This window comes from Stenotrophomonas sp. G4, from assembly GCF_003428825.1.
GTDB classification, from domain to species: domain Bacteria; phylum Pseudomonadota; class Gammaproteobacteria; order Xanthomonadales; family Xanthomonadaceae; genus Stenotrophomonas; species Stenotrophomonas indicatrix.
This window is the reverse complement of sequence record NZ_CP031741.1, coordinates 81,989-107,593: the sequence shown is the minus strand read 5'-3', so window position 1 is coordinate 107,593 and position 25,605 is coordinate 81,989. Positions and strand designations below refer to the sequence as shown.

At 67.5% G+C, this 25,605-nt stretch carries 20 protein-coding genes; 6 read left to right on the top strand and 14 right to left on the bottom strand.

Annotated features, from left to right (window positions below):
* The first annotated feature begins 103 nt into the window (after positions 1–103).
* The 3 genes from D0Y85_RS00430 (at position 104) to D0Y85_RS00420 (ending at position 6,854) form a co-directional block, all read left to right on the top strand.
* Complete coding sequence (locus tag D0Y85_RS00430; protein ID WP_025876043.1) at positions 104–493, top strand: I78 family peptidase inhibitor; 390 nt, start codon at positions 104–106, stop codon at positions 491–493.
* Between the two features lie 357 nt (positions 494–850).
* Complete coding sequence (gene gltB, locus D0Y85_RS00425; RefSeq protein WP_117309163.1) at positions 851–5,305, top strand: glutamate synthase large subunit; 4,455 nt, start codon at positions 851–853, stop codon at positions 5,303–5,305.
* Between the two features lie 103 nt (positions 5,306–5,408).
* Entirely contained in the window at positions 5,409–6,854 is a 1,446-nt protein-coding gene (locus D0Y85_RS00420) for an FAD-dependent oxidoreductase (protein WP_117309162.1), read from the top strand.
* Here the strand turns inward: D0Y85_RS00420 and D0Y85_RS00415 are convergent.
* A complete protein-coding gene (locus D0Y85_RS00415) occupies positions 6,840–9,263 on the bottom strand; it encodes a response regulator (protein ID WP_117309161.1) in 2,424 nt (807 codons plus the stop codon). The two genes, D0Y85_RS00420 and D0Y85_RS00415, sit on opposite strands and share 15 nt — an antisense overlap.
* Positions 9,264–9,426: 163 nt before the next feature.
* Between D0Y85_RS00415 and D0Y85_RS00410 the strand changes: the two genes are divergently transcribed.
* Positions 9,427–10,296: a methylglyoxal synthase gene (locus D0Y85_RS00410; RefSeq protein WP_117309160.1), complete on the top strand. Its 870-nt coding sequence runs from the start codon at positions 9,427–9,429 to the stop codon at positions 10,294–10,296.
* A gap of 360 nt (positions 10,297–10,656) precedes the next feature.
* On the opposite strand, the gene D0Y85_RS00405 is transcribed toward D0Y85_RS00410, so the two are convergent.
* Genes D0Y85_RS00405 through ttcA form a run of 3 tightly spaced genes read right to left on the bottom strand, consistent with a single transcriptional unit; the run spans position 10,657 to position 13,334 of the window.
* The gene (locus D0Y85_RS00405) at positions 10,657–11,436 is read right to left on the bottom strand and encodes a SprT family zinc-dependent metalloprotease (protein ID WP_117309159.1); all 780 of its coding nucleotides are present in this window, start codon (positions 11,434–11,436) and stop codon (positions 10,657–10,659) included.
* A gap of 59 nt (positions 11,437–11,495) precedes the next feature.
* Entirely contained in the window at positions 11,496–12,401 is a 906-nt protein-coding gene (locus D0Y85_RS00400) for a recombination-associated protein RdgC (protein WP_025875418.1), read from the bottom strand.
* A gap of 36 nt (positions 12,402–12,437) precedes the next feature.
* On the bottom strand, positions 12,438–13,334 hold the full coding sequence (gene ttcA, locus D0Y85_RS00395) for a tRNA 2-thiocytidine(32) synthetase TtcA (protein WP_117309158.1): 897 nt from the start codon (positions 13,332–13,334) through the stop codon (positions 12,438–12,440).
* 90 nt (positions 13,335–13,424) lie between these two features.
* On the opposite strand from ttcA, the gene D0Y85_RS00390 reads away from it, so the two are divergent.
* Positions 13,425–13,628 carry a YdcH family protein gene (locus tag D0Y85_RS00390; protein ID WP_117309157.1) on the top strand — a complete coding sequence of 68 codons (204 nt, stop codon included), beginning with the start codon at positions 13,425–13,427 and terminating at the stop codon, positions 13,626–13,628.
* 209 nt (positions 13,629–13,837) lie between these two features.
* Here D0Y85_RS00390 and D0Y85_RS00385 read toward each other — a convergent pair whose 3' ends face one another.
* The 6 genes from D0Y85_RS00385 to D0Y85_RS00360 form a co-directional block, all read right to left on the bottom strand.
* On the bottom strand, positions 13,838–14,194 hold the full coding sequence (locus D0Y85_RS00385) for a hypothetical protein (protein WP_117309156.1): 357 nt from the start codon (positions 14,192–14,194) through the stop codon (positions 13,838–13,840).
* Complete coding sequence (gene plsB, locus D0Y85_RS00380; protein ID WP_025875424.1) at positions 14,191–16,827, bottom strand: glycerol-3-phosphate 1-O-acyltransferase PlsB; 2,637 nt, start codon at positions 16,825–16,827, stop codon at positions 14,191–14,193. Before plsB ends, D0Y85_RS00385 begins: the two co-directional genes overlap by 4 nt.
* Positions 16,827–17,780 (bottom strand): hypothetical protein, encoded by a 954-nt coding sequence (locus D0Y85_RS00375; RefSeq protein ID WP_117309155.1) that lies wholly within the window; start codon positions 17,778–17,780, stop codon positions 16,827–16,829. Before D0Y85_RS00375 ends, plsB begins: the two co-directional genes overlap by 1 nt.
* Positions 17,781–18,096: 316 nt before the next feature.
* Positions 18,097–18,921, bottom strand: a complete 825-nt coding sequence (locus D0Y85_RS00370; protein WP_117309154.1) for a serine protease — start codon at positions 18,919–18,921, stop codon at positions 18,097–18,099.
* A gap of 219 nt (positions 18,922–19,140) precedes the next feature.
* Positions 19,141–19,866, bottom strand: a complete 726-nt coding sequence (pyrF, locus tag D0Y85_RS00365; protein WP_025875430.1) for an orotidine-5'-phosphate decarboxylase — start codon at positions 19,864–19,866, stop codon at positions 19,141–19,143.
* Positions 19,863–20,783 carry a 5'-nucleotidase, lipoprotein e(P4) family gene (locus D0Y85_RS00360; RefSeq protein ID WP_025875432.1) on the bottom strand — a complete coding sequence of 307 codons (921 nt, stop codon included), beginning with the start codon at positions 20,781–20,783 and terminating at the stop codon, positions 19,863–19,865. Before D0Y85_RS00360 ends, pyrF begins: the two co-directional genes overlap by 4 nt.
* Positions 20,784–20,883: 100 nt before the next feature.
* On the opposite strand from D0Y85_RS00360, the gene D0Y85_RS00355 reads away from it, so the two are divergent.
* Positions 20,884–21,537: a DUF480 domain-containing protein gene (locus tag D0Y85_RS00355; RefSeq protein WP_117309153.1), complete on the top strand. Its 654-nt coding sequence runs from the start codon at positions 20,884–20,886 to the stop codon at positions 21,535–21,537.
* Positions 21,538–21,615: 78 nt separating this feature from the next.
* Here D0Y85_RS00355 and D0Y85_RS00350 read toward each other — a convergent pair whose 3' ends face one another.
* From D0Y85_RS00350 to D0Y85_RS00335, 4 genes are all read right to left on the bottom strand, one after another.
* Positions 21,616–22,140 (bottom strand): GNAT family N-acetyltransferase, encoded by a 525-nt coding sequence (locus D0Y85_RS00350; RefSeq protein ID WP_117309152.1) that lies wholly within the window; start codon positions 22,138–22,140, stop codon positions 21,616–21,618.
* 91 nt (positions 22,141–22,231) lie between these two features.
* Complete coding sequence (locus D0Y85_RS00345; RefSeq protein ID WP_117309151.1) at positions 22,232–22,717, bottom strand: DUF3592 domain-containing protein; 486 nt, start codon at positions 22,715–22,717, stop codon at positions 22,232–22,234.
* A gap of 21 nt (positions 22,718–22,738) precedes the next feature.
* The gene (locus D0Y85_RS00340; RefSeq protein WP_162887582.1) at positions 22,739–23,479 is read right to left on the bottom strand and encodes a DUF3592 domain-containing protein; all 741 of its coding nucleotides are present in this window, start codon (positions 23,477–23,479) and stop codon (positions 22,739–22,741) included.
* A gap of 107 nt (positions 23,480–23,586) precedes the next feature.
* Positions 23,587–25,563: a UvrD-helicase domain-containing protein gene (locus tag D0Y85_RS00335; RefSeq protein ID WP_117311814.1), complete on the bottom strand. Its 1,977-nt coding sequence runs from the start codon at positions 25,561–25,563 to the stop codon at positions 23,587–23,589.
* Positions 25,564–25,605 lie beyond the last annotated feature (42 nt).

Sequence of the window (25,605 nt, the reverse complement as noted above, 5' to 3'; positions counted from 1 at the left end):
CGATCGGCGCGGCGTGGCCACGTCAATAACGCAAGACAAACACGTGAGGGCGGGTTCGCCGCTATGCTCGGCCTTTCACCGTCCCTTCCCTTCCGGAGTCATGATGTCGTTCCCGATCCGCGCCCGTTCCCTCTCCGCCCTGCTGCTGCCGGCCGTGCTGGCCCTGACCGCCTGCCAGGCGCCGTCGCTGGATGAGCAGGATTCGGCCACCGCCCACGCCCAGCAGGCCGCCGAGGCCGCCAAGGCGCCGGCCGACGAAGCCGGCAAGGCCACCGAAGCACCCCCGGTCGGCAACTGCGACGCCAGCCAGGTGCAGAGCCTGGTCGGCCAGCCCTATACCGAAGCGCTCGGCAAGCAGGCCCAGGAAGATGCCGCGGCCAAGCAGCTGCGCGTACTGCACCCCAATGACGTCACCACGATGGAGTTCCTGGGCGATCGCCTGAACATCGAAGTGGACGCAAAGGACGTGGTCAGCGGCGTCCGCTGCGGCTGAGCAAGCCCGCGCCGGCAAGCGTTTGCCGGCGCTTTGGTTGCGCCTGCAACCGTGTATTGCGGCGTTGCAGCAACCTGTGATCTAGTCGAGGCATCCGGTGGCCTCATGATGCGCTCCAGGAAGAGCACGGCGTGTGCGTCAGGGTGAGTGTGAAGACACTTGGCGTGCGGCCAGACAAGGCGCGCGCCGCCGCGCGGGCAAGTGCCCGCGCTAGGTGAGCAACGCCGTATGGGCGTGCGCCAAGCGGCTTCCCGACGGGCTGCGCCATGCGCAGCACACTCCACCATGACGTACAGGGCGTGCTCTACAGAGCGGGCAGGAGTGTCCCCGTCCATTTCAATCTGCATCGAGGTAGAGATGGCCCCCCGCAACCGCCAAGGGCTTTACGACCCGCGCTCCGAGCGCGATGCCTGTGGATTTGGCATGGTCGCCCAGCTCGACGACCAGCCTTCGCGCCTGCTGGTGGATACCGCCATCGCTGCGCTCTCGCGCATGACCCACCGTGGTGGTGTCGCCGCCGATGGCCTCACCGGCGATGGTTGCGGCCTGCTGCTGCGCCGCCCCGATGCCTTCCTGAAACTGCTGGCCAGCGAAGCCGGCATCGCCGTCGGCGCGCGCTTCACTGCGGGCCTGGTGTTCCTGCCGCACCATGCCGACGCCGCACAGGCCTGCCGCACGCAGCTGCAGCAGCAGATCGAAGCGGTGGGCTGCAAGGTGGCCGGCTGGCGCGAGGTACCGACCGACGACAGCGTCTGCGGACAACTGGCACGTGACACCCTGCCGCGCATCGAGCAGGTGTTCGTCGATGCCGGCGTCGGCCAGGATGACGCCGGCTTCGGCCTGGCCCTGTTCCTGGCCCGCCGCCGCAGCGAACAGCAGCTGCGTGCGCACGCCGACTACTACGTCACCACGCTCAGCCCCAACGCCATCAGCTACAAGGGCATGGTGCTGCCGGACAAGCTCAGCCGCTTCTTCCCGGACCTGCAACGCCGCGAACTGGCCTCCAGCGCCATCGTGTTCCACCAGCGCTTCTCCACCAATACGCTGCCGCGCTGGCCGCTGGCGCACCCGTTCCGGATGCTCGCCCACAACGGCGAGATCAACACCATCGAAGGCAACCGGCGCTGGGCACAGGCGCGCAGCAAGGTGTGGAAGACGCCCCGTTTCGACATCGGCGAATTCGACCCGGTCATCTCCATGCACGGCTCCGATTCGCAGAGCCTGGACAACATGCTGGAACTGATGGTGTCCGCCGGCATGGAGCTGATCCAGGCGCTGCGCATCCTGGTGCCCCCGGCAACGCAGTCGCTGGAATTCAAGGACCCGGACCTGGCGGCGTTCTACGAGTTCCACGGCCTCAACAGTGAACCGTGGGACGGCCCGGCCGGCATCGTCGCCTGCGACAGCCGCTACGCGGTGTGCACCCTCGACCGCAACGGCCTGCGCCCGGCGCGCTGGATGCTGACCGCCGATCGCCACTTCCTGGTCGCCTCCGAAGCAGGCGTCTGGGAAGTACCGACCGAGCGCGTGGTGCGCAAGGGCAAGCTCGGCCCGGGCGAGATGATCGCCATCGACCTCAAGCGCGGTGACCTGCTCGATTCGGAGGCCATCGACCGCATCAACCGCGGCCGTGCACCGTACAAGCAGTGGCTGCAGCAGGGCGTCACCTACCTGCAGACCGAACTGATCGACCCGTCGCTGGTGGAAGAGCCGTTCGACGAAGGCACGCTGCGCAGCTACCACAAGCTGTACCAGCTCAGCAGCGAGGAAGTGGAACAGGTGCTGCGGCCGCTGGCCGAGACCGAGCAGGAAGCCACCGGCTCGATGGGCGATGACACGCCGATGGCCGTACTCAGCCAGCGCAGCCGTCCGCTGTACGACTATTTCCGCCAGGCCTTCGCGCAGGTCACCAACCCGCCGATCGACCCGCTGCGCGAAGACTGCGCAATGTCCCTGTCCACCCAGCTCGGCAAGGAGACCAACATCTTCCATGCCGGCCCGGAGACGGTGAACCACGTCATCCTCAACTCGCCGGTGCTGAGCCAGCGCAAGCTGCGCCAGCTGCTGAAGATGGACCAGTACGTGCAGGCCAACCGCCTGCTCGACCTGTCCTACAGCGAAGAGGAAGGCCTGCGTGCGGGCATTGAACGCATCTGCGTCGAAGCCGAACAGGCTGCGCGCGACGGCATGGTGATGCTGCTGCTGTCCGACCGCTACCCGGTGGCCGGGCGGCCGATGGTGCATGCGCTGCTGGCCACCAGCGCCATCCACCACCACCTGTCACGGCTGGGCCTGCGCTGCGACGTCAACCTGATCGTGGAAACCGGCACCGCGCGCGACGCGCACCACATGGCCTGCCTGCTCGGCTTCGGTGCCACGGCGGTATATCCGTACCTGGCCTACCAGACCCTGTTCGACCTCGGCCGACGCGGCATCCTCAAGCTCAGCAAGGGCGGTGAGCAGTCGCAGATCGGCCGTCGCTACCGCAAGGGCATCTACAAGGGCCTGTCCAAGATCATCTCGAAGATGGGCATCTGTACCGTGGCCAGCTACCGCGGCGCGCAGCTGTTCGAGATCATCGGCCTGGAGCCGGAGGTCGTGGAGCTGTGCTTCCCCGATACCGCCTCGCGCATCGGTGGCGCCGGCTTCGCACGCCTGGATGCCGACGCGCGTGAACTGTGCGCGCAGGCCTGGGATGCCCAGCAGGGCGTGGATGTCGGCGGCCTGCTGAAGTACGTGCACGGCGGCGAATACCACATGTACAACCCGGACGTGGTGACCACCCTGCAGCGCGCGGCGCGCAGCGGTGACCCGCGTGCGTGGCAGCAGTACTGCGATGCCGTGCATGCGCGCCCGCCGTCGGCGCTGCGCGATCTGCTGCAGCTGGTGCCGGCGGCAACGCCGACACCGCTGGACGAAGTGGCACCGGCCAGCGATCTGTTCCCGCGTTTCGATACCGCCGCGATCAGCCTTGGTGCGCTTTCGCCCGAGGCACATGAAGCGCTGGCCATTGCGATGAACCGCCTCGGCGGCCGCAGCAATTCCGGCGAAGGTGGCGAAGACCCGGCGCGCTATGGCACCGACAAGCGCAGCAAGATCAAGCAGGTGGCCTCGGGCCGCTTCGGCGTCACCGCCGAATACCTGGTCAACGCCGAAGTGCTGCAGATCAAGGTTGCGCAGGGCGCCAAGCCCGGCGAAGGCGGCCAACTGCCCGGGCACAAGGTCAATGAACTGATCGCACGCCTGCGCTATGCCAAGCCGGGCATCGGCCTGATCTCGCCGCCGCCGCACCACGACATCTACTCCATCGAAGACCTGGCGCAGCTGATCTACGACCTCAAGCAGGTCAACCCGACCGCGCTGGTGTCGGTGAAGCTGGTCAGCCATGCCGGCGTCGGCACGATCGCGGCGGGCGTGGTCAAGGCCGGTGCTGACCTGATCACCATTTCCGGCCATGACGGCGGTACCGGTGCGTCACCGGTCAGCTCGATCCGCTACGCCGGCGTGCCGTGGGAACTGGGCATCGCCGAGGCGCACCAGGCGCTGGTGGCCAACGACCTGCGTGGGCGCACCCTGCTGCAGACCGATGGCGGCCTGAAGACCGGCCTGGACGTGGTCAAGGCAGCGCTGCTGGGCGCGGACAGCTTCGGCTTCGGCACCGCGCCGATGATCGTGCTGGGCTGCAAGTACCTGCGCATCTGCCACCTCAACAACTGCGCCACCGGCGTGGCCACCCAGGACGAGCGCCTGCGCGAGAATCACTTCACCGGCCAACCCGAGCGCGTGGAGAACTTTTTCCGCCTGCTGGCCGAGGAAGTACGCGGCTGGCTGTCGGTGCTGGGCGCACGTTCGCTGCAGGAAATCGTCGGCCGCACCGACCTGCTGCGCCAGCTTGAGGTGTCACCGCGCGAAGACGTGCGCGTGGACCTGTCGCGGCTGCTGGCCGACGCCAGTTACCCAGGCAGCCACTGCGCCGCACAGCGCCTGTATGAATCTCCGGACAGCCTGGCCACGCAGATGGACGGCCTGCTGGCCGAGGCCATCGAACACAAGCGCGGCGGCGAGCATCGCTTCCTGATCCACAACACCGACCGCAGCGTCGGCACCCGTCTGGCCGGTGCCGTCGCGCGCGCGCACGGCAATCAGGGCATGGCCGAATCGCCACTGGAACTGCGCTTCCGTGGCAGCGCCGGGCAGAGCTTCGGTGCCTTCAACGTCGGCGGCCTGCACCTGGAAGTGGAGGGTGAAGCCAACGACTACGTCGGCAAGGGCATGGCCGGTGGCCGCCTGGTGGTGCGCCCGCCGCGTGGCGCACGCTTCGAGGCACGCAGCACCGCCATCATCGGCAACACCTGCCTGTATGGCGCAACCGGTGGCGAGCTGTTCGCCGCTGGCCGTGCCGGTGAACGATTCGCCGTGCGCAACTCCGGCGCACTGGCGGTAGTGGAAGGCGCAGGCGATCACTGCTGCGAGTACATGACCGACGGCGTGGTGCTGGTGCTGGGCAAGGTCGGCCTCAACTTCGGTGCAGGCTTCACCGGTGGCCTGGCCTACGTGCTGGACGTGGACCGCGATTTCGTCGACCGCTACAACCACGAGCTAATCGACATCCATCGCGTCTCCGCCGAAGGGTTCGAGAACTACCGCCAGCATCTGCACCGCCTGATCGGCCGTCATCGCGAATTGACCGGCAGCATCTGGGCGCAGCAGATCATGGACGAGTTCCGCGATTACATCGGCAAGTTCTGGCTGGTCAAACCCAAGGCCGCCAGCATCGAGTCGCTGACCGAAACCCTGCGCCGCGCGGCGTGACACACCGCACGTGAGCGATGCGCCGCATGCACTGGGCGCACCGGCTTCCCCACCGTTGTAGTGCCGGCCGCTGGCCGGCATCCGGAAACCCACAGAGTCCGCCATGAGCCGCAAGCACGCCTTCCAGTTCCTCGACCTGCCCCGGACCATGCCGCAGCGCATCCCGGTCGAACTGCGCACCTCCGGCGACTGGGGCGAGCTGTACGGAAAGTTCGGCAAGGAAGATGCGCAGTACCAGGCCGGCCGTTGCCTGGACTGTGGCAACCCGTACTGCAGCTGGAAGTGCCCGGTGCACAACGCCATTCCGCAGTGGCTGCAGCTGGTGCAGGAAAACCGCATCCACGAAGCAGCCACGCTGTGCCACAGCACCAACCCGTTGCCGGAAGTGTGCGGCCGGGTGTGCCCGCAGGATCGCCTGTGCGAGGGCAGCTGCACGCTGGAAGAGTTTGGTGCGGTCACCATCGGCGCGGTGGAGAAGTACATCGTCGATACCGCGCTGGCCACCGGCTGGCGGCCGGACATGGCCGCCGTGCAGCCCACCGGCCACACGGTGGCGGTGATCGGTGCCGGGCCCGCGGGGCTGGCGTGTGCCGACCGCCTGGCGCATGCCGGCATCACCGCGGTGGTCTACGACCGTTACGAACAGGTCGGTGGCCTGCTGCAGTTCGGCATCCCCAGTTTCAAGCTGGACAAGGACGTGATCCGTCGTCGTCGCGACGTGCTGGAAGGCATGGGCGTGCAGTTCCGCCTCGGCGTCGAGATCGGCCGCGACATCAGCCTGCAGCAGCTGCTGGACACCCACGATGCAGTGTTCGTCGGTACCGGCGCGTATCGCTACACCGACGGTGGCCTCGACGGCCAGGACCTGAAGGGCGTGCTGCCGGCGCTGCCGTTCCTGGTGCAGAACAGCCGCATCGTCGGCGGCGATGATCCACAGGGCCGCCCGATCGCTGGCTGGGAAGACCAGATCGCCCTGCCCGACCTAAATGGCAAGCGCGTGGTGGTCCTTGGCGGTGGCGACACCGGCATGGACTGCGTGCGCAGCGCGGTGCGACTGGGCGCGGCCAAGGTCACCTGCGCCTACCGCCGCGACGAAGCCAACATGCCGGGCAGCGCGCGCGAAGTGGCCAACGCGCGCGAGGAAGGCGTGCGCTTCCTGTTCAACCGCCAGCCACTGTCGATCGAAGCCGGCGCCGATGACGAAGTGATCGGAGTGACGGTGGTCGAAACGCGGTTGGGCGAACCCGATGCCAATGGCCGCCAGAACGCCGTGCCGATCGAGGGCAGCGAGTCGCTGCTGGAAGCGGACGTGGTGATCATCGCGTTCGGCTTCTCGCCCAGCGTGCCCTCGTGGCTGGCCGAGCACGGTGTGGAGGGCCAGGCCAATGGCCGCATCCTCGCCGGCGGCAAGGGCAGGCTGCCCTTCCAGACCGCCCATCCGCGCCTGTTCGCCGGGGGTGACGCGGTGCGCGGTGCCGACCTGGTGGTGACCGCCGTGGCCGAAGGCCGCGACGCCGCCGCCAGCATCGCCCGGCTACTGGCCCACTGACAGACCGAGTGGCAACAGCACTGCGGCCAGAGCGGCATGCAGTGCGTGGCGGTCAACCGGCTTGGCGATGAAGTGATCGATGCCAGCGTCGAGGCAGGCCTGGCGGGTACTGTCGAGCACGCTGGCGGTCAACGCGATGATCGGCACCCTTGCCGCGTCGGCACGAGGATCGGCGCGGATCGCGCGGGCCAGGGCAAAGCCGTCCATGCCCGGCATGTGGCAGTCGGTGATGACCAGCGCGAACCGTTGCGTCTGCCACGCCTGCCAGGCCTGCTCGCCATTGGCTGCGGCATGCACCTGCAGGCCCAGATCCCGCAGCTGTCGCACCAGCAGCTGCAGGTTGGTGGGATGGTCTTCGGCAACCAGGACCCGCACCGGCGGCAATTCGTGCACGCCAGCCGCATCATCACGATGTTCCACCGATGGCGCCTCGCAGGCCGGCAGGTACAGGTCCAGCCACACCGTGGTGCCCACGCCCGGCGTACTGCACAGGTGCAGTTGCCCGCCCATCGATGCCGCCAGCTCCCGGCAGATCGCCAGGCCCAGGCCGCTGCCACCGAAGCGCCGGGTGGTGGAGGCGTCGGCCTGGGTGAATGCTGCAAATACCGCCCGCTGGCGCTCCCGGCTGATACCCACGCCGGTATCGGTCACCTGCAGCCGCAGCTGCTGGCCCTGCGCGCGCTGCTGCAGCACCCGTACCTGCAGGTCCACCCCGCCGTGCAAGGTGAATTTCAGCGCATTGCCGGCCAGGTTGAACAGGATCTGGCGCAGGCGCAGCCCATCGGCCAACGATCCACGCTGCAGCGCAGGATCCACCTCGCAGCGCAGATGCAGCCCTTTGCTGGCCGCCACCGGCACCAGCAGGCGCTGCACCGCACGCAGCAGCCCGGCCAGGTCGGTGGGCAGGCACTGCGGTGGCTGTGGCCCGGACTGCAGGCGTTGGCTGTGCAGCACGTCATCGAGGATCTGTCGCAGCATCTGCGCGGCATCATCGATGGTCGCCAGTACCTGGCGCTGGCGCGCATCCAGCGCGCCACTGCCGAAGCGCTCCAGCATTCCCAGCATGGTGCTCATCGGTGTGCGGATCTCGTGGCTCATGGTGGCCAGGAAATGGCTTTTGGCGGCGGCATCCTGCTCGGCGTCACGCCGGGCATCGTCCAGTGCCTGCGTACGTGCGCGCGCCTCGGTGACATCCATCCAGTATCCGCTCCATTCCACGCCGCTGTCGCTGCAGGCAATCGGCCGCCCGTGCGAACGTACCCAGCGCCAGCCGTTGGGGCCGCGAGTGCGGAAGGTAACGTCGATGGGCCCACGCACCAGCGCGGCCGCGTCAACGCAGGCCAGCACCGAGCGGCGATCCTGCGGATGGACTGCCGCCAGCAGGCTGCCATGGTCGACCCGCGCGGTATCCACGCTGATTCCGAACAGGGCATGCACATCGCCGGCAATGTGGGGAACGCTGTACTCGCCGGTACTGCTGCGCCGCGCCTGGTACACCACCGCCGGCAGGTTGGCGGTGACCTCCTGCAGACGCTGTTCCAGCGCCTGCCTGCGCAGGCCTTCGCGGTGCAGTCGCCAGTAACCGAAGGCATGCACCAGGCCCATTGTCAGCAGCATCAGCAGCACCGCGATCAAGCCGCGCAGGGGCGACACCGGTGGCACGTGGCCGCGGCGAGGGGATGTCGAGACCCAGTGCGCCCGCAATGCCTCGCGCTGCTCTTCGGTCATGGCCGCCTGCAGTTGGTTGAAGCGATCCACCAGGTGCGCGCACGCCGGCAGCGCCGCCAGTACCAGTGCGTCGCTGAAGCCGGCCGGCGCTGCCACGTGCAGCGCGCCGCCAGGCTGATGGCGCAGCGCCGCTTCCACTTCCACCAGGTTGCCCACCACTGCATCGGTCTGGCCGCTGATCAGCAGCTGCAGCGCCTTGTCCAACGCCGCCACCTGCAGCAGCGGCACGTGCGCGCTCGACTCTTCCAGCATTGCAGCGAGCGGCACGATGTCGGGGCTGGCCACGCCATGACCGTGCAGCCCCTCCAGGCCGATGATCGGCCGCGCGTCGGGGCGTCGCACGATCACCTGCGGCACCTGCAGGTACGGAACGCTGGCCACCCAGCCTTTCGGCGTCTGCGCGCGCGGCCAGCCAAGCACGGCGTGGGTTCCGGCAGGCAGCGCAGCAGCGGCCAGCGTCGTCGCCGCGACCGGTGTGGCGCGCAGCGTGGGCACCTGCTCCTGCAGCAGTGCCAGATAGGCGGCCACCAGCCCCTGCGGCGTGTCGTCCTGACTGGACGACAACGGCGCACGGTCAGCGGGATAGGCCAGCAGGATGGGGCCTTCGCACTGCCCGGCCCAGGCCGGCGCCGACAGCAGCGACAACGCGACGATGCGGGCCAGGGGGCCAGCGACATTCATGGTGGACATCCTCATGTCGCAGGCAGTGGCACGGCCGCGCCCCGGTATGACCTGCTGCCACGCTAGCGGCCTCCTTGCCAGCAACAATGAGGAAATTTGTAAAACCCTCCGAAACCGCCAATAGCGACATACACTGCCGCTTCTACCGATCCCGGAGCTTTCGATGCGCATCGGCCTGGCCGCCAACCGTCTCCATCACCACGACGCGCGCGCGGCACTGTTCCGCTGGCTGCGCGCCAGCGAACCCGGGCTGCGCGAACTGGGCGTGACACTGTGTGCGGTCGGCCGCACCCATGACGCGATCCAGCGCAACGGGTTCCTTGCCGGTTACGACGGCCTGCAGCGCTATCCCTACGGTCGCGAAGGCGGCTTGATGAAACTGGTGGCCGAAGTGGTGGGCATGGGCGCCGAGCGTACGCTGGACGGGGCTGTCTATCTGATGGATCCAGTCGACCCTTCTTCGGTATTCCCCGAGGCCACCGCGCTCAAGCGCCAGTGCGTGATCCACGGCAAGCCGTTCATTTCCACCGTGGCCACCGCCCGCGACTGGATCGAGGTGGAACGCATCCATGCGGGCTTGGCCGCCGATGCCGGCACCGACGACCTGCATGCGTTCGAAGGGCAGACGCTGGCGTTGATCGCGCACGATGCGATGAAGCCGGCGATGCTGGCGTTCGCCGATGAACACTTCGACGTACTGGCGCGCTTCGGCGAACGCGTCGCCACCGGCACCACCGGCCAGCGCTTGAACGAGCTGGCCTGGAGCCGTGGCTGGCCAGCGGATGCGGCGTGGGTGACGCGCTACCAGAGCGGCCCGATGGGCGGCGATGCGCAGATTGCCGACCGCGTGCTGGAAGGCCGTTGCCAGCGCGCGATCTTCTTCGAGGATCCGCACGTGGCGCGCCAGCACGAAGCGGACATCCAGCTGCTGGAGCGGGCGGTGACCACGGTGACCGATCAGGCGGTGTGCATCACTGCGCCGCGCGTGGCAGCGCGGTGGGCGGAGGCGGCGGCCCTGCGTGCGGGTCGATGAGGTCTGCGGCCAACGGCTGAGCCCCTCGTGGCGCAGGGGCACAATCAAAAGCCGCGCTTGGCCGGGCGGGTGGGCCATGCAGGGGACGCTGCAAGTACATCCATGTAAGCTCGATGGCGCCATCCATGGCGCCAACGCCCCTGCATGGCCCACCCGCCCGACCTCAGACAGTTTCCGTGCCACCACGGAAGAGAAAAGGAAGAGCAGGAGCAAAGCGGGTCGCGCGCTGTGCGCGCTTCAGTAGAGTCGATTTTGCTCGACTGCGCCGCCGGCTCTATGGAGTGGAGCTCCTTCTGTTGAAGGGGCGCGCCGAAGGCGGGGTAGAGGAGGAATGCGTGGGCAGGTGCTGTAGCGCAGGCGCTACAGCACCTGCCGAAGCATTGCTTTCAATCTGCGCCCTTCCAGCTGGAAATAGTCGCGCTGCTCGCGCCAGTCGGGGAAGCGTTGTTCCACTTCGTGCCAGAACGCTGGCGAGTGGTTGGCCTGGATCAGGTGGCAGAGTTCGTGCACGAGCACGTACTCGAAGGCGGCGGGACGGCCCAGTACCAGTGCCAGATCCAGCGCCATGCTGCCGTCGGGGGCCAGCGAGCCCCATTGCGAGGACATCACCTTCAACCGCAGGCGGCTGGGCGCGCGCGGCAGGCCGGGCAGGTACTTCGGCAACCAGCGGCCGACATCGGCGCGGGTCTGTGCTTCGTAGAATTCGCGCAGCAGGCGGCGCAGGGTCGCATCGCCGCCACGGCTCGGCCATTGCACGCAGGCACCGTGTTCGTCGATTTCCAGACGCGCATAGCGGCCTTCCTGCCAGCGCAGTGGCAGCAGTTCGCCGCGCAGCGGCAGCACACCGTCGACGCCGGGCTGCAACGCGGCGGGCAGGCCATGCCCCTGGTAGTGGCGCAGCTGCAGCCCCAGCCATTCGCGATGCAGTTCCAGGAAGCGTTCGCCCATCACCAGGCTGGCGCGCGGCGGCAACGTCAGTCGTGCGCCGCGCTCGTCGACGCTGAGCTTGATCCGGCGCGCGCGCGGATCACGCACGCGCAGTATCTCGATCTCGACATCCTCCAGGCGCAGGCGAACGGTATCGCGCTGCACGGTGGCGGGTGGGACCGGCGAGATCAGGCGGCGCAGCAGACGGCTCATGGTCCCAGCATAGCGCCGTGCGAGGCCGCCGGATGACCGGCGGCCGACGGCCTGCCTGTTCAGTCAGCCTTGCTGAGCTTGAAGGCTTCTTCAAGCAGCAGGAACAGGCGACGGATCTCCGCACTCTGCAGGGCGAAGCGGGCGTCGAACTCGGCACGGCGGCCGTCTTCGTCGGCATGTTCCAGCTGGTCCAGCGCGCCGTCCAGGAACTTCAGCTTGCGCACGATCAGGTCGTCGCCCAGCACGAAGGACAGGTTGTCCTCGAACACCAGGGCCAGCTTGGTGACCTGCTTGCCGGCATCCAGGTGCTTGTCGATCTCGTCGCAGCGCAGTTCCTGGTGCTGGCACTTGACCACCGCGCCGCCTTCCACCGGGTCCTTCATCTCGCACTCCTCGCCCAGGCTGAAGCCGGTGGGCAGGGGCTCGCCGGCGATCCAGCCGGTCAGGATCGAACGCGGCGCGACTTCGGCGTTCAGCGGCATCGCCGGGAAGCTGCCGAGCAGCCCGCGGATGTCGGACATGAAATATTCGCCGGTCTTGCGGCTGGAGGTGTCCACCGCCACATAGCCGTGCAGCTGGTCGATGAAGGCATCGTTGCGCGAGGACTTCACGAAGGCGCGCGGCAGCAGTTCATGCAGCAGGTCGTCCTTCATGCGCTTGCGCTCGCGGCCACCGGGGCGGCGGCCTTCCTTCTCTTCGATCTCCTCCAGCTTGCGCTCGAGCAGGTCGTTGACCACCGCGCCGGGCAGGATCTTGTCCTCGCCACCGACGGTCAGCCACAGGTGTTCGGCAATGCGGTGCGAGAGCACTTCCTTCTCTTCGCGGCCGAATGGCGAGATGAAACCACGCGAGTTCATTTCCAGTGCGCCCACCGGCTTGAGCAGGGCGTGCGGCAGCAGGGTGTCGACTTCGGAAAAATCAGTGGCAGTCGGGAAGCGGAAGAACGTCAGGTTGCGAAAGAACATGGAATTCCGGTGTCTGAAGAAGAAGGGCGCCCGACCTTAAACGGCAGGCGTCTCGGGAACTGCGTCGGCCGGCCAGGCATCGGCATGCGCCGCATCGCCACGGCGGCCCAGGGCCATGAAATCGAACAGGGCGGCATCGGCCAGCTGCGCAGGTCGCACGTCGGCCATCGCACGTGCGATCTGTTCAATGCGCCCTGGATGGTCCTGGTCCCACTGCTTGAGCATCAGGCTGACCTGCCGACGCTGCAGGTTTTCCTGGCTGCCGCACAGGCTGCAGGGAATGATCGGGAAACAGCGCGCCTGCGCGTACTGCGCGATGTCGTGCTCGCGCACGTACGCCAGCGGGCGGATCACCACGTGCTGGCCATCGTCGCTGAGCAGCTTCGGTGGCATGGCGGCCAGCTTGGCATGGTGGAACAGGTTCAGGAAGAACGTGGCCACCACATCATCGCAATGGTGGCCCAGGGCGATCTTGCTGAAGCCGTGCGCCGTGGCATGGTTGTACAGCGCGCCACGGCGCAGGCGCGAGCACAGCGAACACATCGTGCGGCCTTCCGGGATGACCCGGCTGACCACCGAATACGTGTCCTGCTCGATGATCTGGTACGGCACGCCCAGCCCGGCCAGGTACTCCGGCAGGACGTGCGCGGGGAAACCCGGCTGTTTCTGGTCCAGGTTCACCGCCACCAGGTCGAACGGCACCGGCGCCTTTTTCTGCAGCTGCAGCAGCAGGTCCAGCAGGGTGTAGCTGTCCTTGCCGCCGGACAGGCAGACCATGACCTTGTCGCCCGCTTCGATCATGCCGAAGTCGGCGATGGCCTGGCCGACCTGGCGGCGCAGGCGCTTGCCCAGCTTGTCCGCCCCGAGCCCGTCCACGCGCGGATCGCGCGGAACGCGCTGCGGGGGATCGGGCAGGGAGATCACGGCGGACATGGCGCCATTCTACCGGCTTGTGGCAGCCCGGACCCGGGGTCGGGATTCCCCTCTCCCGGCAGTCATCGTCGCTGTGTATGCTCGGAGACCGTGGACACCTACAACCCCGCCGAAATCGTCGAACACCTCGTCGCCCTGCGCGCCGAGCACCGGGCGCTGGATGAACAGATCGCGCGCATGGCCGCCAACGGCGAAGATGAGCTGGAGTTCAAGCGCCTGAAGCGGCGCAAGCTGCAGCTGAAGGACTGCATCACCAAGCTGGAAAGCCTGCAGATTCCGGACGAACCGGCGTAACCGGGGGCCCGCCCACGCATGGCGTGGATCTACTGGACCATGCCGCCCCGGATGCCGATGGCACGACCCGGCAACCTATGGATCCACGCCATGCCGGGAAGTCCCGGTAGATCCACGCCATGCGTGGATGGGGCGACCCGGAAACACATGGATCCACGCCATGCCGGGACATCCAGCAGAACCACGCCATGCGTGGATGCGGCCCTGCATCAACGCGGCAGCGCCAGCTCCGCACTCCAGGCCGCCTCACCGTCCACGGTCAGGTCGCAGCGGCGCACGTTTCCGGCACCGGAACAGCGCAACTCCAACGGGTGTCCGTACCAGTCGCCGGCTAGTCCCTGGCGAGCGGCGGATTCATCACCGCTGATGCGCACCTCGCCGGCCAGCCACAGGCGGTAGTGCGCCGGTTGCCCGGTCCTTGCCAGCAGACACAAGCGCACCGGCGCATCGGCAAGGCGCCCGGGCAGGTTGTCGTCCACGCAGGCTTCGGCCGCCTGCACCGAAGTAGTTGCAAGGCCTCCGGCCGCGATCAACGCGGCCAGGCCCGTCAGGCGCCGCAGGTTCAATCCTGCGGTGCCGGTTCGTCCGGGCGCGCCGCTTCCGGGCTGACCCGTTCGATGGTGTGGCGCAGTTCGCGGCCGAGGATGAACTTGGCATCCTTGGCCCAGGCGTCCAGGCGCTCGTCGAACAGCAGCTTGCTGTTCTCGTCCGGCCACACCAGGCGCAGCTCGCGCAGCTTCTGGATGAAGCCGCGGAACAGCGACTTGTCGAAGAACTCCGGCGCAGCCGGTGCATAGAGCAGGCTCAGGCGCTGCGCGGCCTGCTGGCACAGGCTTTCCAGCTCGGCGGCGCCGAGCGTGCCCGGGCCGTTCTTCACCAGCACCGAAATGGCGATGTAGTAGCGCTCGAATGCCTGCTGCAGCGAGTGGCCGATCGCACGCAGGCGGAACACTTCGTCGGTCTGCCCGGTGTTGCGGGCAAGGATGCCGCCGTCGTCTTCGTTGACGTTCTGCAGCAGGCCCTCACGCACGAACACGTCGATGGTCTGGTCGATGCGCTGGGCGAACTCGTCCTCGGTCCACGGCAGGAACAGTTCGGCCTGCAGGAACGGGTACACCGTGCGGCCCAGCTGCACCAGGCCGGTGCGGCTCATGCGACGGTTGTTCTGGAAGCAGCAGGCCACCCACGACGATGCGGTGAACAGGTGCACCACGTTGTTGCGGAAGTAGCTCAGCAGCACCGCGGTATCGCCGCTGACGCTGAGCACGTCGCCCAGCGGGTGCTTGATGCGGGTGAGGACGTTGATCTCTTCGGCGTGGGCGATGATCCGCTCCGGCGAGTGCGGGGTCACCGTCACCCGGCCCGAATACGGCATCTCCACCAGCAGGGTCTTGCACAGCTCGATCTGCGCGATCAGGTCGGCCTCGCCCATCGCATGCTTGGGCGTGGACAGCAGCGCCAGCGCCAGCAGGTTGATCGGATTGACGTCGGCCGCGCCGTTGATGCGCACCTGGATGCGCTCGGCCAGGGTGTCGACGGTGGTCGACAGCCACGAGGGCTTCTCGTCCTCGGACACCGCCTCGCCCCCCCACTCCGGAGCTTTCTCGGCCAGCACATCGTTCAGCGCGATGGGTTCGCCGAAGTTCACCACCACCTGGCCGTAGTTCTGCTTGAGCACCTTGGGAATGCCCCACAGCAGCTGCCAGATCGATTCCTTCTCCTTGGGCCGCCCGGACAGTTCATCCAGGTAGCTGCCGCCCTCCATCAGCTTCTCGTAGCCGATGTAGATGGGCTGGAACAGCACCGGCTTGCGCGGCTGGCGCAGGAACGCGCGCAGGGTCATCGAGATCATGCCGCCCTTGGGCTGCAGCAACCGGCCGGTACGCGAGCGCCCCCCCTCGACGAAGTACTCGATGGAATAGCCGCCGGCGACCAGCTGCGCCACGTACTCGCTCAGCACCGCCGAATACAGCGCGTTGCCGCGGATCGAGCGGCGGATGAAGAACGCACCGCCCTTGCGCAGCAGGGTGCCGACCACCGGCAGGTTCAGGTTGATGCCGGCCACGATGTGCGGCGGCACGATACCGCGGTCGTACAGGAGGTAGGACAGCAGCAGGTAGTCCATGTGGCTGCGGTGGCTGGGCACGTAGACCACTTCGTGGCCCGGCGCTGCGGCCTTGAACTTGTCCAGGTGGTGCACCAGCACGCCGGCGTAGATGCGGTTCCACACATGGCTGAGCATGAAGCTGGCCGAGCGCACCACCGGGCTGGAATAGTCCGCGGCGATTTCCCAGGCGTAGGCGTGCGCCTTCTTCCAGGCATCGCTGGTTTTACTGTTGTCGCGCTTGGCCTGCGAGGCGATCGCCTCGCGCACCGTCTCGGCGGCCAGCACCTGGTCCACCAGCAGGCGCCGGGTCGACAGGTCAGGACCGATCACCGACTCGCGGATGCGGCGGAAGTGGGTACGCAGCACGCGCTGCAGCTTGCGCACCGTACGCTCGGGCTCCAGGCCCTCGTCGACGGTGCTGCGCAGCGAGATCGGCGGTGCGAAGCGGACGATGGTGTTGCGGCCGTTCAGCAGCAGGCCGAGCAGGCGGCGGAAGCGGCCGACCAGCGCCCAGTTTTCCGAGAACAGCACGGCGAACCAGCCGCTCTGCTTGTCCGGGGCGCGGCCGACGAAGATCGACACCGGCACCAGGTGCACATCCAGGTCGTCGCGCACGCGATGGGCCTGCAGGACCTTGGCCAGCGAATCGGAATGGGTCTTGGCGCCGCGCTGCTCGGGAATCAGCGAGTTGCTCGAGCTGCGCCGCGACAGGGCCAGGTAGGCGCGCTTGCGGCCGGTGGGGTCACCGGCCAGCGGTACCAGCGGCGAGGGCAGGCCAGCCTGGCGGCAGGCCTTGTCCAGGATCAGCGCGTTGGACAGGCCGTAGTCTTCCAGCACGTACATGACCGGGCGACCATCGTTGTACTGGCCCGGGTCTTCCGGCTCGATCTTCAGCGACAGCCAGGGTTCCACCAGGCGCCCGAGCAGGCGCGCCCACAGCGGGCGGCGGCCGGCAGGACGCGCGTGCACAGGCGTCGCCGCCGGCGGCGTGCCGGCGTCGGTCGAGGGGGACGCCGGCGCCGTGTCGGCGGGCGTCGGCTGGGATTCTTCGCCGGGGAACGGCAGCGGGTTCTGTTTCGACATCGACGTCATTATGGCTTAGCCGATGGCGTTGCCGCTTCCCCATCGGTTGTCGGGGCGGGCACAGGGTCCGGAGCGGCAGCAGCGCGCGCCGCATCGGCCTGCCGCAACAGGGCATCGGTATCGGCCAGGGTGCGGGTCAGGTACCAGTGGCCCTCGCGCCGGCTCAGCGGCACCTGCACGGTCATCGCGCGGCCGGCGAGCTCGTACTGCAGGCGCACCAGGGCATTGTCGCCCTCCACCGACAGCAGCTCACCGCGTACGCTGCGCAGCGCCTCGTCCACACCCAGGCCATAGCTGGCCAGCACCGCCTTCAGCGTGTGGACGAACGGCGCCAGCTGCTGCAGGCTGCCTTCCATGCCTGCGGCCTGCAGACCGGCATCGTCCTGGAAACCCACCCGGGCGGCGGCGCCGACGAGGGCGGCGATGCTGCTGCGGGCTCTGGCGCGGTCGCTGATCGGGGCATCCTGCGCCCAGGCGGCCAGGGTCTGCACCAGCTGGATGTAGTGCGCCTGCTGGCCGGGCGTATAGCCCTTCTGGTGCCGCAGGTACTGCACACCGAAGTTGCCCATCGACTGCGCGGCCTGGCGCACGGCGCGGGCCTGGCCAGCCAGCTGGCGATCGAAACTGCGCTGCAGCTGCACGCTGGCGCCGGGCTCACGCAGCGCCGCCAGCATCGGCAGCAGCTGGTCGCCCAGCGGCAGTCCGGTCAGCGGCCACTGGCTGTGGCCGTCGGCCCAGGCCTGCTGCAGGCGCTGGTACTGGCTGGGGGGCACCGACAGCTTTGCATAGCCGACCAGGTCGTCCTCGGCCAGCCGTTGCGCCATCGCCTGTACTGCAGCGACAGGTTCGGCCGGCGCGGCGGCCGGATCACTGCCGGATTCACGGCACGCGGCGATGGCCAGCAGCAGCACGGCCGCCAGCCCCCATCCCCGCGCAGACCTTCCTCGCATTACCACGCTCATGCAATCGGACTCCCCGGACCGGTCCGCATCTTGCGGCCTGCGACGTGACAGCGGCAAGCCGGGGCGTCACGGTTTCTGCCATGGCGCGCACTGCGCGGTGCATCCACGCCCCGCGCCGATGGGCCCTTGCCGCACCCGGCGGACAAAAAAAGAGCCCGGACCACAGGGATCGCAGGCTCTTCAAACCGGCGCAGGGCCGGTGGACAGTGTTGTGGCGCATGTCCGGCCCGAAGACCGGATGGCGGCGATCCTACGCTGCCCGCAAAGTTAACGCAACACATGATGAAATGTCATTCAACCCATTGATTTTATTGGCTCAATCGCGTTGCCAGACTGCTTCAATGAAATCTACGGCATGTTTTTCGGCGATTCGGGCATAAACGCCGGGGTAGCCGGCCAACGCGCAGCCTTCGCCCCAGCTGACAACACCGAACTGGGTCCAGCCCTCGCGCAGGCGCAGCAGCAGCGGACCACCGGAGTCACCCTGACAGCTGTCGATCCCTTCGCGGCCGGCGCAGATCACCTTGCCGCGTGCGAGCTCGCCTCCGTACGCCTGCTGGCACTCGGCGAAGGGGACGAACGGGGTCTGCACCGTCTGCAGCTGGGTGGGATAGAGCCGTCCGTCACTGATGTCGGTGTCGCCCCAGCCGATCACCGTGAACTCCCGGCCTGGCTTGAGATAGCTGGCATCGGGCCGCAACCGCAGCGCGACCGGCTGCGCATCGGCCAACGGTGCGCTGAGCTGGATCAGGGCAACATCATGCTCCAGCGAGTTGCCGCTGTTGAACGCCGGATGCATGTGGATGGCCTTGATGTTGGAGGGGCGCGCCGACGGCTCGGTGGACAGCGCGGTAGCGCCCCCCAGCACGGCCAGATCATCCGGGCGATCACCTTCCACGCAGTGCGAGGCGGTCAGCACCCAGGAGGGCGAAATCAGCGTGGCGCCACACCAATGGCGACCGTGGTCACTGTCACCGTAGGACAAGCGCTGGATGCTGACCATGAACGGGTAGTCGCCCGGCTTGGCCGCCTCGCCGCCGATGATGCGCGGTGCTTCGCGGGGTTGGGGTGCAGCCGTGGCGGGAAAGACGATGGCCGCCGCCAACAGGCCGCCGAACAACAAAGAGGTGCTGCGATACATATCCGTGTATTCCTCTATCGATGGTTGGAACCGGCACGGCCGCGGTCCGTGCTGGTGCATCGATTGATAGAGGGCGCTCCACGCGTACAGCGCGATGCGGCGCACAGTTTTCCCGGCTGGGGTCGGGTGCGTCAGAGCAACAGGCACAAATGCGAACGCCATCCCGCATTCGACGGGATGGCGTTCGTGGTGCCGGCGTGACCGCCGTCGGGGCGGGGCTCAGCGCGCGGCCAGAGCCGTCGCGATTTCCTGCTGGATCGCCCGTGCTGCAGCCTGCGGATCGGACGCATGGCGGATCGGACGACCGACCACGATGGCATCGGCACCATCGGCAAACGCCTGCGCCACACCCACCGTGCGCTTCTGGTCATCGCCGACCGGGCCACCGGGGCGGATGCCCGGGCAGACGATCGAGAAACCGGCGCCGGTCGCGGCGCGGATCGGGCCGGCCTCCTGGCCAGAGGCGATCACGCCGTCGATGCCAGCGGCCTGTGCGGCCAGCGCGCGTTCGACCACGACCTCCACCGGCTCGCGGTCGATGCCCATCTGCGCCAGGTCCGGGCGGCCCATCGAGGTCAGCACGGTCACCGCCAGCAGGCGCATGTCGCCGCTGTTGGCGGCCGCGCAGGCCTCCATCATCGCCGGGTGCCAGCCGTGGATGGTGGCGTAGCTGACCGGCCACTGCGCCAGGCGCTTGATCACCGCCGCAGCGGTGGCCGGGATGTCGAAGAACTTCAGGTCGACGAACACGCGCTTGTCGCGGCGTGCCAGTTCGTCCAGCACCTGGAAGTACTCGCCGGACGCGAGCAGTTCCATGCCGATCTTGTAGAACGCCACGCTGTCGCCAAGGCGGTCGACCCATGCCAGCGCCTGCACACGGTCAGGCACGTCCAGCGCGAAGATCAGGCGCTCGTCGTCACGCAGCGGCAGCGGGGCGCGGCTCACGGCGCGTAGTCCAGCGCGGCACGCTTGGCGTCATGACGGGCCTGCCGCGACTGCGCGTAATCGTTGTTGAACTGCGCCGGCTCGAAGCCGCCGTAGGTCGGGTTCGGCAGCATCCACCAGCGCTCGCCGAACCAGTCGTGATACTGCTGCAGCAGCGCGTCGCGGCCATCGTTGGTGTTGGCGGTCACTTCCACGAAGTCACCCAGCTGGTCGCCGAACTGCATCAGCACGCGGTACTTCTGCCCGGCCAGGCGGCGGCGGCAGTTCTTCTCGCTGCCGGCCTGCTCGCACCCTTCAACCACGGTGCCCAGACCGAGGAACACGCTGTCATCGGCCACCGGCAGGCCCTGCTCGCGCAGGTTGGCCAGGGTCGCGTCCTTCAGGTGCACGGCGCGGTTGGAGATGTACAGCAGGGTCACGCCCTTGGCATTGGCAGCCTTGGCGAAATCGACCACGCCGGGAATGGCCTTGGCCTTCTTTTCGGCCACCCACTGGTCCCAGCTGAGTTCGTCGTATTCCTTGCCATCACGCACCAGGCGGGCCTGGTAGGGCGAGTTGTCCAGCACGGTCTCGTCCACGTCCAGCACCACGGCCGGCTTCAGGCCCTTGGCCTCGTTGCCGCGCTCTTCCGGTACCAGCGCGTCCCAGTGGGCTTCCTTCAGCGCAACGTCCAGATGGTCGGCGGCGGCACGGTAGGTCTGCTCGGTGATCGCCCTGTATTCCTGCGCGCGCTGCATCCACAGCACGGCGTTGAGGTTGTCGTTGGCGGTCGCGTCGAGGGCACCGTCGGCCTTGGCGGCGGCGGCCGGGGCTTGCGGTGTGGCGGCTTCGGCAGGCGCTTCCACGCGCTTGCAGGCGGACAGGCCCAGCACCGCAGTGGCGAGCAGGGTCAGGGACAAGGAAACGGGACGACGCATGGATTCACCGGCAATCAGATATACCGGCCCATTTTACCGGCAAAGGCGCCGCCGGGACGGCTATGCTTGGCGGTTGACACGTTGTCTTCCGGAAGCCGCCATGACCGACCCTGCCCAGACCCCCGACGTTCCGCTGCTGGATGCCGTACAGGCACGCCTGCTGGGCTGCCTGGTGGAGAAGGAAGCCACCACCCCGGACACCTACCCGCTGACCGTCAACGCCGCGCAATCGGCAGCCAACCAGAAGACCGCCCGCGAGCCGGTGATGAACGTGAGCGCCGGCAGCGTGGAGCATGCGCTGCGCCAGCTGGAGACCCTGGGCCTGGCGCGCCAGCACTTCTCCTCGCGCGCCGACCGTTACGAGCACCGCCTGCAGAGCGCACTGGACCTGACACGGCAGCAGACCGTGCTGCTGGCCCTGCTGCTGCTGCGCGGGCCGCAGACCCTGGGCGAACTGGTCACCCGCGCCGAGCGCCTGCACCGCTTCGCCGATGCCGACGAAGCCCGCCACGCCATCGAGCGCCTGCAGCAGCGTGCCCTGCTGGTGGTGCTGCCGCGCGCCAGCGGCCAGCGCGAAGACCGCTACATGCACCTGCTGTGCGGTGAAGTGGACGGCGCGGCATTGGCAGCAAAGTACGCCAGCAGTGGCGGTGGCAGCGGCGATGCGGCCGATCCGGGCCTGGCCGAGCGCGTGGCCCAGCTGGAAGCGGCCGTGGCCGAGCTGCAGGCACAACTGGCCGAACTGCGCAGCTGAGGGGGTGGGTGCCGACCGTTGGTCGGCACTGCATCTGAATCGTGCCGACCAACGGTCGGCACCTGCCAACATCAGGGGTCAGACCTGCGCCGCACCCGGCGTGGCATACAACCGGCTCGGGCTGTCCACGCCCGGCAACTGGATCACCCCGCGCTCCTGCATGCCCAAGCCCAGCAGGATCTTCCCGGACGCCACGTTGTCCAGGTCGGTGATGCCATACAGATCGTGCAGGCCCAGCGCTCCGCGTGCATGCGCGAACACCGCCCGCGCCGCCTCACCGGCATAGCCCTGCCCGGCGAATTGCGAAAGCACCGCATAGCCGATATCCGGCCCCGGCAGGCCATCCCGCCGCACCAATCCGGCATTGCCCATCCAGGCACCATCGGACAGCCGCTCGATGGCATACATGCCGAAGCCATTCAACGCATAACTGTGCAGCACGCGCAGCGCGATGTACTCCCGCGCCTGTTCCTCGCTGTGCACGTTGCGGTCGCCGATGAAGCGCACGAAGCCTGGATCATTGAGCAATGCCAGCATCGGCGCAGCATCCCGGTCTGGTTCCAGGCGGCGCAGCCGCAGGCGTTCGCTTTCGATGGGATGCATGGGTGGGCTCCGGAAGGAATACCTCGATTTTGCAACGCCAGCGCCCGCCGTGCAGCACGCTCAGGCCAAGTGGGCCACTACGATGCCCAGCCTAGCCACATGCCCCGTCACGCTGGCCGAACAGGATCGGCCAGTAGCGCACGCACAGGCGATGGACGCATGCGGCGATCAGGCAGAACCCCATGCCCATCAGCGCCAACAGCAGCGGTGCGCCCCAGCGCAAACCCGGGTGCTGGATACGAGCATTGGAAGGCATGCCGCCGGGATATAGCACCTGTACCTGTTCGCCGACCACGTACAGTGGTGCCCCGGTAGCAAAGGACGCGGTGAACTGAATCATCTGCCCCTGTGCGGTCTGGAACCTCACCACCGGGCGATGCAGGGTGATGTCACGTGCGGGCATCCCCTCCATTTCCGACCGGGCATCCTCTGCCTGGACGGCCACCACCGTTCCGGTTACGGAAACGGCCTTGCGCGCGAAACGCTGGACGTCCACGAACAGCCAGGCGGCGGCCAGAAGGATCAGCAGGCCCACGGCAAAGAAAAACAGCAAAAAACATCTGAGGAGGGTGGGCATGGTGCTGGCCGGGTTGATCGATCAGCGTGCAGGTGCCGGCGCTGATCGAATGAAGGAGATATCGACATGGTAGTAGCGCGGATTGCCCGGCATGACATGGACATCCAGTTCACGCCCACTCACCTGTGCACGGGGATCGGCCCAGAGATACGCACTGTGGAAGACATGCCATCGAGTGGTTTCAGGATCGCGCCAGGCGCAGACGATGACGAACGGATGCCTTCCCCCCGAAAATACTCCGCGATCGCGCTTGATCGCCCGGACCTTGGCTTGCACCCGTGTCCCGTGGCGAAGGAGCTGCCTGCGCCGCCATGCCCTCGCCGCCTGCGGCAGGCGCAGAAGTCCCGCCGCCAGCAGGAATGGGCCGCTGTTCAATCCCAGTATGACGCTCAGGCCCCAGGGTGATGAGAGCGAACGCACCAGGGCCTTGTCCGGGCGGTCCGGCAGGTACAGCACATCTACATGATCGCCCGTCATGTAGGCACGATGGCGGGTACGGCCTGCGATGAACCGCATCACTTGCCCGCTGCTGGTAGTGAAGTCCACCGAGTACACGAACTTCACCACTGAAGTGCGCGAACCACGGCGATCAACACGGATGGCACCCACATGGGTGATCCTGCCATCGGCAATGACCGCCCCATCGAGGAAGCGCCTGGCACCAACGTAGGCCAGAAGCGCTGAAACAAGCAGGACCAGGCCCAGCCCGAGGAAGGTATGAGTGAGAACAGCAGGGATGTCGTTGGACACGATGAAGGACACGGCGCGCACTTCGGGTGCGCTCACACTAGGCCTTAACCCGATGCAGGCTCAAGGCCAGAAGCGTCAATCGGACGGATTGGAATACCGCTTTAGTGGCTTTTCGATCCTCAATCGAACAGCGCCTCGATCGCGGCCAACCCCGCCGTCGCCCGCTCCTTCTTCCGCGCCGCATCGGCCACCGGATCAGCACCGTCGCGCTGGATCTCCTCGGCCGGGATCTCATCGAAGAACCGGCTCGGCTTCAGCCGCACATGCTCGCCGAACTTGCGCGTGAGCTTGCTGTAACTCATCCACAGCTGGATCTTGGCGCGGGTGATGCCCACGTACAGCAGGCGCCGCTCTTCCTGCAGGTTGCCCTCGTCCAGGCTGACCTGGTGCGGCAACACGCCGTCCTCGCAGCCGACGATGAACACGTAGGGGAATTCCAGGCCCTTGGAGGCGTGCATGGTCATCATCCGCACCTGGTTGCCACCCTCGTCCTTGTCGCTGCGCGACAACAGCGCCAACTGGCCGGCCAGGTCGGCGGCGGTGGCACCACGCGGGCCACCCTCGAACCACTGCGCCAGTTCTTCGATGTTGTTGGCGCGACGCTGGTAGCTGGCTTCTTCCTTGGCCTGCTGCCGCAGCTCGCTGAGCAGGCCCGATTCCTTGGCGACCTTGCGGATCATGTCGCCGGAGCTGATCTGCCGCGTCTGCGCGCGCAGGTCACGCAGGATGTCGGTGAAGCGCGCCAGGCTGTTGGCCGCGCGCGGTGGCAGCTGCTGCAGCGCGCCGATCGCTTCGGCAGCCTGCGCCATCGGCATGCCCTTTTCCGATGCCAGTTCGGCCAGCTTGGCCAGGGTGCCGGCGCCGACCTCGCGCTTGGGCGACTGCACCGCACGCAGGAACGCGGTGTCGTCGTCCGGGTTCACCAGCAGCCGCAGCCAGGCCAGCGTGTCCTTCACTTCCTGGCGCTCCAGGAACATGGTGCCGCCGGTCAGGTGATAGGGGATGCGCAGCAGCTGCATCGCCTTTTCCAGCGGACGCGACTGGAAGTTGCCGCGGAACAGGATGCAGAAATCGCTCCACGGTACGTTGCGCGTCTGCGCTACGAACGCGATCTCGGCGGCGACCTTCTCGGCCTCGTGTTCGCTGTTGCGGCACTCCCACACACGGATGCGCTCGCCGTCGGCCTGGTCGCTCCACAGCTTCTTCAGGTGTTCGTGCGGGTTGTTGGCGATCAGCGCGTTGGCCGCGCGCAGCACGCGGTTGGAACACCGGTAGTTCTGCTCCAGCTTGATGATTTCCAGCGCCGGGTAATCGCGCCCCATCTGCTGCAGGTTTTCCGGGTTGGCACCGCGCCAGGCGTAGATCGACTGGTCGTCATCGCCCACGCAGGTGAAGTTGCCCTTGTCACCGGCCAGCTGCTTGAGCAGGCGGTACTGCGCATCGTTGGTGTCCTGGCATTCGTCGACCAGCAGGTAGCCGATGCGCTCGCGCCAGGCCAGCGCGATCTCCGGGTTCTCTTCCAGGATCTGCACCGGCAACCGGATCAGGTCGTCGAAGTCCACGGCGTTGAACGCGCTCAGGCGCAACTGGTAGCGCTCGTAGATGCCGGCCGCTTCCTTCTCGCGGTTGCTGCGCGCAGCGGCCATCGCCTGCTCCGGCGACAGGCCGGCGTTCTTGGCGCGCGACACCAGGTTCTTCATGTCCTCGATGTCGTCCGGCTTGGCGCCGTACATCAGGTCCTTGATCTGCGCGGCCGCGTCATCGGCATCGAAGATCGAGAAACCGCGCTTGAGCCCGACGGCGGCATGCTCGATCTGCAGGAACTTCAGGCCCAGCGCATGGAAGGTGCAGATGGTCACTTCATCGGCATCCTGCTCGCGCAGGCGTTTGGCCACGCGCTCGCGCATTTCCTTGGCCGACTTGTTGGTGAAGGTGATCGCGGCGATGCGCTTGGCCGGGTAGCGGCCACAGCTGATCAGGTGGGCGATCTTTTCCACGATCACGCGCGTCTTGCCGCTGCCGGCGCCGGCGAGCACCAGCAGCGGTCCTTCGATGTGGAGGACGGCGGCAGCTTGGGGGGGATTGAGACCGTGCATTGGGGTGCGATTGTAGCGGGCGTTGGTGGCGGCCACAGCCGC